Origin of the sequence: Corynebacterium sp. HMSC076C10, from assembly GCF_001812455.1 — a bacterium.
GTDB lineage: Bacteria > Actinomycetota > Actinomycetes > Mycobacteriales > Mycobacteriaceae > Corynebacterium > Corynebacterium jeikeium_D.
On sequence record NZ_KV809105.1, the window covers coordinates 1 to 8,724 of the forward strand.

General features: G+C 62.2%; 9 protein-coding genes. 1 reads left to right on the forward strand and 8 read right to left on the reverse strand.

Annotated elements, in window-relative coordinates:
- Positions 1–200: 200 nt before the first annotated feature.
- Positions 201–404 carry a cold-shock protein gene (locus HMPREF2857_RS03770; protein WP_005511370.1) on the reverse strand — a complete coding sequence of 68 codons (204 nt, stop codon included), beginning with the start codon at positions 402–404 and terminating at the stop codon, positions 201–203.
- Between the two features lie 315 nt (positions 405–719).
- Here HMPREF2857_RS03770 and HMPREF2857_RS03775 point away from each other — a divergent pair, with 315 nt between their 5' ends.
- Positions 720–3,056, forward strand: coding sequence for a DEAD/DEAH box helicase (locus HMPREF2857_RS03775; RefSeq protein WP_070642811.1), 2,337 nt, complete (start codon positions 720–722; stop codon positions 3,054–3,056).
- Here HMPREF2857_RS03775 and HMPREF2857_RS03780 read toward each other — a convergent pair.
- The 7 genes from HMPREF2857_RS03780 to HMPREF2857_RS03810 all read right to left on the reverse strand — a co-directional run bounded on the left by HMPREF2857_RS03780 (position 3,040) and on the right by HMPREF2857_RS03810 (position 8,369).
- Positions 3,040–3,405 carry an Rv3654c family TadE-like protein gene (locus HMPREF2857_RS03780; RefSeq protein ID WP_070603587.1) on the reverse strand — a complete coding sequence of 122 codons (366 nt, stop codon included), beginning with the start codon at positions 3,403–3,405 and terminating at the stop codon, positions 3,040–3,042. The two genes, HMPREF2857_RS03775 and HMPREF2857_RS03780, sit on opposite strands and share 17 nt — an antisense overlap.
- Positions 3,402–3,755 carry a TadE family type IV pilus minor pilin gene (locus HMPREF2857_RS03785; RefSeq protein ID WP_070642803.1) on the reverse strand — a complete coding sequence of 118 codons (354 nt, stop codon included), beginning with the start codon at positions 3,753–3,755 and terminating at the stop codon, positions 3,402–3,404. The genes HMPREF2857_RS03780 and HMPREF2857_RS03785 overlap by 4 nt, the downstream gene beginning before the upstream one ends.
- Positions 3,748–3,939: a DUF4244 domain-containing protein gene (locus HMPREF2857_RS03790; protein WP_371441561.1), complete on the reverse strand. Its 192-nt coding sequence runs from the start codon at positions 3,937–3,939 to the stop codon at positions 3,748–3,750. The genes HMPREF2857_RS03785 and HMPREF2857_RS03790 overlap by 8 nt, the downstream gene beginning before the upstream one ends.
- A gap of 287 nt (positions 3,940–4,226) precedes the next feature.
- The gene (locus HMPREF2857_RS03795; RefSeq protein WP_049171054.1) at positions 4,227–4,880 is read right to left on the reverse strand and encodes a type II secretion system F family protein; all 654 of its coding nucleotides are present in this window, start codon (positions 4,878–4,880) and stop codon (positions 4,227–4,229) included.
- Positions 4,877–5,767 carry a type II secretion system F family protein gene (locus HMPREF2857_RS03800; protein WP_070642806.1) on the reverse strand — a complete coding sequence of 297 codons (891 nt, stop codon included), beginning with the start codon at positions 5,765–5,767 and terminating at the stop codon, positions 4,877–4,879. Before HMPREF2857_RS03800 ends, HMPREF2857_RS03795 begins: the two co-directional genes overlap by 4 nt.
- 66 nt (positions 5,768–5,833) lie before the next feature.
- Positions 5,834–6,979, reverse strand: coding sequence for a TadA family conjugal transfer-associated ATPase (locus HMPREF2857_RS03805; RefSeq protein WP_070642808.1), 1,146 nt, complete (start codon positions 6,977–6,979; stop codon positions 5,834–5,836).
- A complete protein-coding gene (locus HMPREF2857_RS03810) occupies positions 6,972–8,369 on the reverse strand; it encodes a CpaE-like family protein (RefSeq protein WP_246819598.1) in 1,398 nt (465 codons plus the stop codon). The genes HMPREF2857_RS03805 and HMPREF2857_RS03810 overlap by 8 nt, the downstream gene beginning before the upstream one ends.
- Positions 8,370–8,724 lie beyond the last annotated feature (355 nt).

The following is an 8,724-nucleotide window of genomic DNA, read 5'->3' on the forward strand; positions in this document are numbered from 1 at the left end:
ACGCCGAGCGGACACACTTTTTGCTACTTAACCCCCTCTGAACTCAAGGGGGCCCCAGAAACACAAAAATCCCACGCAGAAATCACTTTCCACGTGGGAGAATCAAGGCTCACCCCATGAACACAACATGGACCTTGAAAAGCCAAAAATTCCGCGCGCCAAACCAGACAAAAGCCCAGTTCAACCCGGAAACGGTTGACTTACAGAGGCTTCACGTCCAGAGCCTGCGGACCCTTCTGGCCCTCACCAATCTCAAACTCGACTGCCTGGTTCTCTTCCAGCGTCTTGAAACCAGTGCCCTGGATCTCGGAGTAGTGAACGAACACGTCGTTGCCACCGTCAGCTGGGGCGATAAACCCGAAGCCCTTCTCCGAGTTGAACCACTTCACAGTACCCTGTGCCATTACAAAACTTCCCAACTTCAGGATTCGATAAAACAAGTATTCGCCACGCACATCCGGCCACACACGATGGGGTAAACACGGCCAAAGCACCCTTTCGCCTCGTGCGAGTTTTTGCTGGGTGCCCGTTGGCGGGCGATACACTCAAAAAGTCTGCCACGTTTGGGGCGCGAGCGCCGATTAGGAACAGCTTCTTGCCACCCCCGTAAACCCGTGTTCGGAGTCCGGAGAAACTGGGGTGTCGAATAGCGAGAATGTGGCTGATAGGAAGCGTCGTCAAGCATATGAAGTGCGCGTTTACAGGAAAGGGTGGTGTCGGTGGAGTCGTTTGGGCGGGAGCTGCTGGGGCCGGTTATTCGTGCGCATCCGCGGGCGACGGTGACGCACATTGCGGATCTTCCTGCGCGTGCTGGCGTGACTGCGCCTTGGCCTGAGTGGGTGCCGGGCTGGCTGAAAGAAGTGCTGGTAGATCGCGGAATTGAGAACCTGTGGACTCATCAGGCGACAACCGCGAACCTCGCCCGCGAGGGCGTGCACTGCGTCGTCGCGACGGGCACGGCGTCGGGTAAATCGCTCGGCTACCTGCTGCCCGTGCTCACAGAACTGTCCGCCACCCCCGCGGCCACCGCGCTGTACCTCTCCCCGACCAAGGCGCTGGGCGCCGATCAGCTGGACACTGCACGCGCGATGGCACCGGCGTCACTGAGTTCGCTGATTTCGCTTTACGACGGCGACACCCCACAAGACGCCCGGCGCGCCATCCGCGACCACGCCCGTTGGGTGTTTACCAACCCCGATATGCTGCATGTTTCGGTCCTCGGCAACCATGTTCGGTGGACGCGGATGCTACGCAACCTGCGCTATATCGTCGTCGACGAATGCCATGCCTATCGAGGCGTGTTCGGCGCCAACGTCTCCCAAATTCTGCGTCGCCTCCTGCGGCTATCCCGTGAGTACGGTGCCTCGCCGACCGTGATTGTTGCCTCTGCGACGACCAACGACCCCGCTGACCAGGCTCGTCGCCTCATCGGCGAGCCTGTCGAGGCCGTCACCGAAGACGGCGCCCCGGTCGGCGAGCGAACTATCGCCCTGTGGGAACCCGGCCTGCTCCCCGACCTCCAAGGCGAGAACGGCGCCCCCGTGCGCCGCCCCGCCCCGACCGAGGCCGCGGATATCATGGCCGACCTGCTTGTCGAGGGCGCCCGCACCCTGACCTTCACCCGTTCGCGAAGCAGTGCTGAGAAGGTAGCGCTCGGCGTGCGCGAGCGCCTGGAGAAGCGCCACCGCAGCGATATCGCCGAGCGCATCGAGTCTTACCGCGCCGGCTACCTGGCCGAAGAGCGCCGCGACATCGAGCGCATGCTCGATGACGGCACCCTACTAGGTGTGGCCACCACCAACGCATTGGAGCTGGGCATTGACGTCGGTGGCCTCGACGCGGTGGTGCAGGCCGGTTTCCCGGGCACGGTCGCTTCATTCTGGCAGCAGGCCGGTCGCGCGGGCCGTCGTGGTCAGGGCGCACTGGTGGTGTTGGTGGCTCGCGATGACCCCATGGACACGTACTTGGTCCACAACCCGTCCGCACTGCTGGGCAGGCCGGTGGAAAAGACCGTCTTCGATCCCCGCAACCCACATGTGGTGTGGTCACACCTCTACTGCGCGGCTGTGGAGAAACCCGTCACCACCAGCCAGCTTCAAGCGTGGGGAACCATGCCCGTAGCCGAAGACATGGTGGCCGCAGGCTGGTTGCGCAAGCGCACCTGGGAAGGACAAGAACCCGTCTACTACCCGACCGACCGCGATGAGGGACCGCGCATTGCCACTGCCCACGATGCCGTGAACGTCCGTGGCGGCGATGGTCAGGAAGTGGCTATCGTCGACCAGACCGATGGCCGACTGCTTGGCACCATCGATCTTGGCCGTGCGATGCAGCAGGTCCACGACGGTGCCGTCTACTTGCACCGCGGCGAGTCCTACCTTGTCGACCAGCTGGACTTCGACAGCCTCGTCGCCCTAGTCCACCCCGAGCAGCCACGCTATTCCACCAGCTCGCGCATGGACACCACCATCCGCATCCTCGATGTTGACGATATGCGCCACTACCAGGGCTTACAGGTCGCCTCCTGCCAGGTCGAGGTCTTTCACCAGGTCACCTCCTATCTTCGCCGCCTGGATACCGGCGAGATTCTCGACAGTGTTGAACTTGACTACCCTCCGCAGCGTTTGGTCACGCGCGCCGTGGCCTACACAATGCCCGAGTCCACCCTGCGCTCGTGGGGCGTGGGCTCCGACATCGCGCCGGGGGCTCTCCACGCAGCCGAGCACGCGGCTATCGGCATGCTGCCACTGATTGCCACCTGCGACCGCTGGGACATCGGCGGTGTTTCCACGGTCATGCACGCCGATACCCAGCAGCCCACCGTTTTTGTGTACGACGGGCACCCTGGTGGTGCGGGGTTTGCCGACCGTGGCTACGAGGCCTTCGCTCGGTGGATTCGCGCGACCCGCGATGCCGTCGCCGCCTGCGAGTGCGAATCCGGCTGCCCATCGTGCATCCAGTCGCCCAAGTGCGGCAATGGCAACGATCCATTGGACAAGGCCGGCGCAATCAAGGTGCTCAGTGGGGTGTCGCGCGCGCTTAACGACGGCCAGTAGCAGCATCCTCCACCGCTACCGGCCCTGCTCTGGACGTGGCTTTTCTCTCCTTTCGTTGGACGCTGACCTGCACGTCCTCCCCATCAATCTCACAGGTCACAAGGCGTGCGTGGTTAGCTTTTGCGATTGACCCCGCAGCTTTGCAGGCGTCGTCGCTCTCTTGCGCTGCCACGGCGCCGGCCACCGCGGCCAGGTCCGCTGCTACCGCTGCCTGCCGCGCCTGCACCACCCTCACCCCGGCTGTAACTCCGACCAAAGTCAGAACGACGAAAGCGGCGATGAACAGTGCGGCTGCGACTGTGGTGGAACCTTCTTCTTCGCGGAGAAGGCGGGCTGTCACGTTTCTCATGACGATGCCGCTCTTTCCCTCAGTGCGACCGCGCGTGCTTCCAGCGAAAATGGCCCCGCTGAACGCCGAATGGTCACGCGCACGGTTCCGGAGGTTTCCGATATCGCGACCTGCCCATCCGCGTCTGCGCGAAGCTCGGCTACTGTCTCCGCATCGCCCCGCGCCTCAGCCCGTGCGATGGCTCCGGCTGCGTCGGTAAGCCCTAGGTACATTGCGATGGTGACCAGCCCGGACAGAGCCGTGACCATGACCGTGACCAGCGCCGCGAGACCGAAAGCGGTTTCTACCGTGGTTTGGCCTTCGTCGTCGACGCACAGGCGATGAAGCGTAGAGCGGATGCGGCTAGACATCGGTGTTGAGCGCCCTTTCGATGATGTCGGTGAGCGCCTGGGTGATATCGCCGCCGGTCACGACGGTGTAGAGCAGGGCTCCGAAAGCGGCGGCCGCAATAGTTCCGAGAGCATATTCCACGGTTGACATGCCGTTTTCCTCAGTTGCCAGAGCGTGCAGACGCTTGTGCAAATACGAGCGCAGCTGGGACTGCGCAGCGGTCAGCGGATCGGTTGAAGAGTTGGTTGGAAGGTTGGTCGGATGGTTGGAGTTTTGAGTGGTCATGAGTGTTTCCCCCTGTGTGGATGTCGAGTGACAGGTCAGTTGTGAGGTGTGATGTGCATTGACGCGCGTTGATGCGGGTTGATGCGTGTTGGATTGCGGCGCGGCAGGCGGACCACGCGCACAACCGAAGTCACAGCTGAGAGCGCAACCAGCACTGCATCCGGCGCGTGCCAGCGCGCGGGGCTTGGCGCAGAAGTGTCCACGCTTCATGACGGCATCAGTCCTGCAAACATTTCGTCGGCAAGCCCAGCGATGGTGGGCACCAAACCCAGCACCACAAACGCGGGTAGAAAGCACAACGCCAGAGGCCCGGCAATGAGGACACCAGCCTTTTCGGCGACGGCTTGCGCCGCATCGTGCGCTTGACTGCGGTACGTGGCAGCGGTGTCCTCCAACGCCTGCGCCAGAACGGTGCCGGATTCGCTTGCTCGGCGCCCAGCCGTCGCCAGGGGCACGAGCGCGGGTGTGGCAGCAAGGCTGTCCCAAGCGGAGTGCGCGCCCACGGACAACCTGGCGGAACACTGTCGAAGTGGCTCGGCCAGCTCAGGGTTTGCACCATCGGCAGCTGCTGCCATGGCCTGCGACAACGGCATACCGGAGCTCAAACAAGCACCAATGATGTCGAGGGCCGCTGCGGCATCGAGCAGCACAGCCGGGCTGATGCGCTCACCGCCAATGACAGTTCGCACACGTTCCCGCACCTGTGCGGCAATCTGCGCCACCCGATTGGTCACCTGTCGGCGTACGCTTCCTCGCGCGCGAGCATCCGACTCGGCTACCAATTCGGGCAGTCGGCTGCGGACGGGATTGAACGTCGGCAAGCAGAGGTAGACGGCGATGAGAAGTGCGGCGGCAATCATTGTCCGGCCTCCGCACGATCGATGATGACGACCGCCCATTCGATGCCCGCGCACACCAGCCCGACACCGATGACCAGCACAATTCCTCCGATGCCGCGACTGAGGAACTCGAATGGGGAAGCCCCGAACGCTTGCCCCATGACCAAACCGAACACCGGCAGTGAAGCCAAGATGGCGATCGTCATGCGTGGCCCCGCCAGCGCGGCAGACGTCTGTGATCGATGCGCCTGACGAGCCTGCAAATCACCCCGCGCGCAGTCCAGCAACCCAGCCAAACTCAGACCGTGTTGCTGCGCCACCGTCCACATACGCCCAATCCGGCGCAGTTGCTCCGAAGATTCTTCGCCCTCCCACGGGTCGGCGAAGTTCGCGCGATGCGCCGCGTGCGCGAGATGATCAGCCAACACAGTCTCATCCCCTGACCTACGCAATTCCGCTGCTGCCGCGTTGAGCGCTCGTGAAGCCGCCGCTCCTGCGCGCAACTGCGCGGTCAAGGTCTCCAGCACTACCGCAGCGCTGTCCGCTTCCCGACGTTCACAGCGCCTCTCCCCCACAGCGCGCACTACTGCCCCTGCGGTGCGACCCAGCAACAGCCCGGCTACAACACCTGGAATCCCGGCGAGCCACAACAACACGAGTGCTGGGCCTGCAACGATGATGATTGATAGTCCTGCAGTTCTATTCGCACTGCCAGTGCTTACTGCACTCGACCCCGTGGAACCAGCACCAAGTCCAACCATGCGCTGCAACCACTTCAGCCCGCCGGACACCTCGCGGCCACGGCCTGCCAGTGCTCGCGAGCGCACCGCCGCCGAGCTGTCCGGCCAGATAGCGACCGCCGCAGCCGCTCCCCCAATGAGCATCGCCACGCTAAACCCTTCCCCCATAGCTGTTAATCTCCCCGTCTAATCCCCTGACTTTTCCTCTAGTCATTCCATCGGGTATTCCACCGGTTATTCCCCGCCGACCAGCAACTTCTGCAACGCTTCCCAACCCGGCCCAGGCCCATCCCGAGCAGTCCAGACCTCCACCACCTCCGGTGGGTTACCGCGCAGCAGCCCGATCTGTGCCAGCCGGCGAACATCAGCGCGTTCGACCACCAACACCACCTGCACCGCCGAGACCAACTGCGCATGTAGCCCGGCGCGACCAAGGCCACCGATCAACCCCAAGGCCTCAAAGCGCGCGACGACATCCCCAATCCGGTTGGCGTGAATTGTCCCCGCCCCACCGCGATGCCCCGTATTCAACGCTGCCAGCAGATCCACCACTTCGGCGCCTCGAATCTCACCGACGACAATGCGGTCGGGACGCATGCGCAGCGCCTGCTTCAGCAACTCCTGCTGCCCAATCGCACCGGCACCCTCCAGGTTGGCGGCCCTGGTCACCAGCTTCACCACATGCGGGTGCTGAGGTTGCAACTCCGGAGTGTCCTCGATACACACAATGCGCTGGTCAGGATTAACTTCTGAAAGCATCGCCGCCAATAGCGTGGTCTTTCCCGCACCCGTGCCACCGGCGACAATAAACGAAAGCTGTCCCGCCACGATTCCCCGGAGCACCGGCAGAATCTCCGGTGGAAATAGCCCGACATCGCATAGCTCCGCAAGTCCGCGACGAGCCGGACGCAGCACCCGCAGGCTAATCTGAGTGCCGGTCGCCGACGGTGGGGAAAGCACCGCATGAACTCGCACACCACAGCCGCCGACACCACCAGGAATATGGCCGTCGGCCCAGGGTTGCGCGTCGTCAAGCCTTCGTCCACACCGCGACGCGAGCCGCACCGCATACGCGCGCACCTCGCCCTCGTCCGCGAAGGAAATCTCGGCCCGCTCCAGTCCGTTGCCGGCGTCGACCCAGACCTCGCCCGGCGCGGTGACCAGCACATCGCTGACACCCGGGCGTCGCAACAGCGCATCCAACACACCCGCGCCCACCGTTTCCTCGCGAATCGTGCGCAGAATCTCCAGCACCTTCACATCGGAGACAACCCCCGAGGTCTCTGCGCGAATGATGTCGGCGACCTCGCTATGCGATGCCACCCCAGGCCGCTCCGCAAGCGCCGTCCGCACTGCCGCCAACAGCCTGACGTCATCCATCGCCACCACCTCCGACAAGGGCAAACATCGCTTCCAATCCCCGCGTCAGCTTGCCGACGGCCCCAGCGAGCCCGCCCACATCTATCTCGTGAGCTACCTTCTTGCAGTACTCAATCTCACCAACAATGGGCAGGTCGAGAGCGTATTCCACCTCTTCGACACTGATATCGCGGTACTGCTGGTACCTCACTGCAAGATTTGGGGTGAACCCCGCTTGTGCACAGATGCTCGCCAAGGGGCCAGCGGCTGCGATAGCTCGAACGGAGGTGGGCAGGACTATGACGGTGTCATCGGCAAGCGCGCCGAGAGTGGTGACGTACTCCACCTGCTTCGGGCAGTCCACGATGACCGTAATTCCGGCATGAATAAGGCAACTAATGGTGCTGGCAATGTGCCGGACATCGTCGGGCCTGTCGATTCTGTCGGTTCTGTCGGCGCTGTCGAATTTGTTGTTCGCAAAGGCGTGGTTGTAAGTCGTCTCGGGCGTGCGACTGCGAGTCCACGTCAACACTTTCAGAGCGGGTGATCGCGGGCAGGATGGCAGTGCTTCGTAGAGTGCCGCTCCGTCGAGACGACCATCAGCAGCCGAGAAGTCCTGCCACCTCAATCCCGGTTCCGTTTCCATCCCGAGCACCAGATCAATGCCTCCCGCGAGCACGTCCGCGTCCACCAAACAGATGGGCCTTTCACGGGAAAGAACCAATGCACTTGCTGCCGCCGCGATGGAAGCACCGGCACCGCCGACCGTAGGAACCAACATCAGGCACGTTGCCGTGGCATCGGTTGTAGTTGCCGGCACGTTCGGTACGGGTTCTGTACCTGGCGCTGTAATCACGTCGGTGCTTGCAGGTAACGCTGGGTTCTGATGGTGGTTCAGGAGGCTCGAGCCGTTTTGGTGATCGGTGGGATTCGGAGCATCCGGGCGTACGTCGCCACGGCCGAGCAGCTCGACAATATCGACGTTATCCGCGGGCAAACTAGCACTGTAAACAGGAGCTAAAACCTTTGCTACCTGCGCATCTTCCTCCTCAGTATCACTGCGGACCAGGAAGATTGCTCCCTCACTATGAGGCCGTCCGGCTAATCTTCGGGCTGCCGGTGCATCGACGAACACCGCTGGTGCCCGACGCCACAGGGCCGATGAAACTCCCGCTCCTGTCGATACTGACGATGGGGCTAACGCTGTGGCTGATGCTGGCGGCGAAGCAAATGTTTGTGCGGCCACTGGCGCTGCAGCCACAGGTGGCACGGTCTCCTGCACACAGTCACGACCGGTAGCAGCGACTATGAGCGCAACCTCTTCACGCAGCGCCTCATCATCGACGGCGTTGACTACTGGATTTGTTGGAGCCTCAGTTCGATGAGCCATGGACAGTTTCTTGATTGCCATGGCCATAGCGTGCACTACAGGGCGGATTCAATGATGCCCACAAGGGGCCAAAACCTCGCTGTCTGTGGATAATTTTCAGACTGTGGATAACTGCAGAAAGCCATGTCGCCTTTGCCTTATGGCTACTGCGCGGCATGACTACTGCGCGGCCTGACCAATGCAAGTTAGTGACTACGTTTATGTCAGGTGGCGTTGGGTCGATGCGAGTTAGTGACTGTGTTTATGACAAAAATGGCACGAAAAATGACTTGAAAGTGTCATAAACTCATACAGTTTCACATTTGCAGCCCGCAATTTTTACTACATACCCCTCAACATTGGGGGGTTAAGTAAAGAAAAGTGTGTCCGCATGCCA

Bases quoted from the DNA above. Each gene is read 5' to 3' on its own strand.
- HMPREF2857_RS03795 (WP_049171054.1), bottom strand. From the start codon at position 4,880: ATGATTGCCGCCGCACTTCTCATCGCCGTCTACCTCTGCTTGCCGACG.
- HMPREF2857_RS03770 (WP_005511370.1), bottom strand. From the start codon at position 404: ATGGCACAGGGTACTGTGAAGTGGTTCAACTCGGAGAAGGGCTTCGGG.
- HMPREF2857_RS03780 (WP_070603587.1), bottom strand. From the start codon at position 3,405: ATGAGAAACGTGACAGCCCGCCTTCTCCGCGAAGAAGAAGGTTCCACC.
- HMPREF2857_RS03785 (WP_070642803.1), bottom strand. From the start codon at position 3,755: ATGTCTAGCCGCATCCGCTCTACGCTTCATCGCCTGTGCGTCGACGAC.
- HMPREF2857_RS03810 (WP_246819598.1), bottom strand. From the start codon at position 8,369: ATGGCAATCAAGAAACTGTCCATGGCTCATCGAACTGAGGCTCCAACA.
- HMPREF2857_RS03805 (WP_070642808.1), bottom strand. From the start codon at position 6,979: ATGGATGACGTCAGGCTGTTGGCGGCAGTGCGGACGGCGCTTGCGGAG.
- HMPREF2857_RS03800 (WP_070642806.1), bottom strand. From the start codon at position 5,767: ATGGGGGAAGGGTTTAGCGTGGCGATGCTCATTGGGGGAGCGGCTGCG.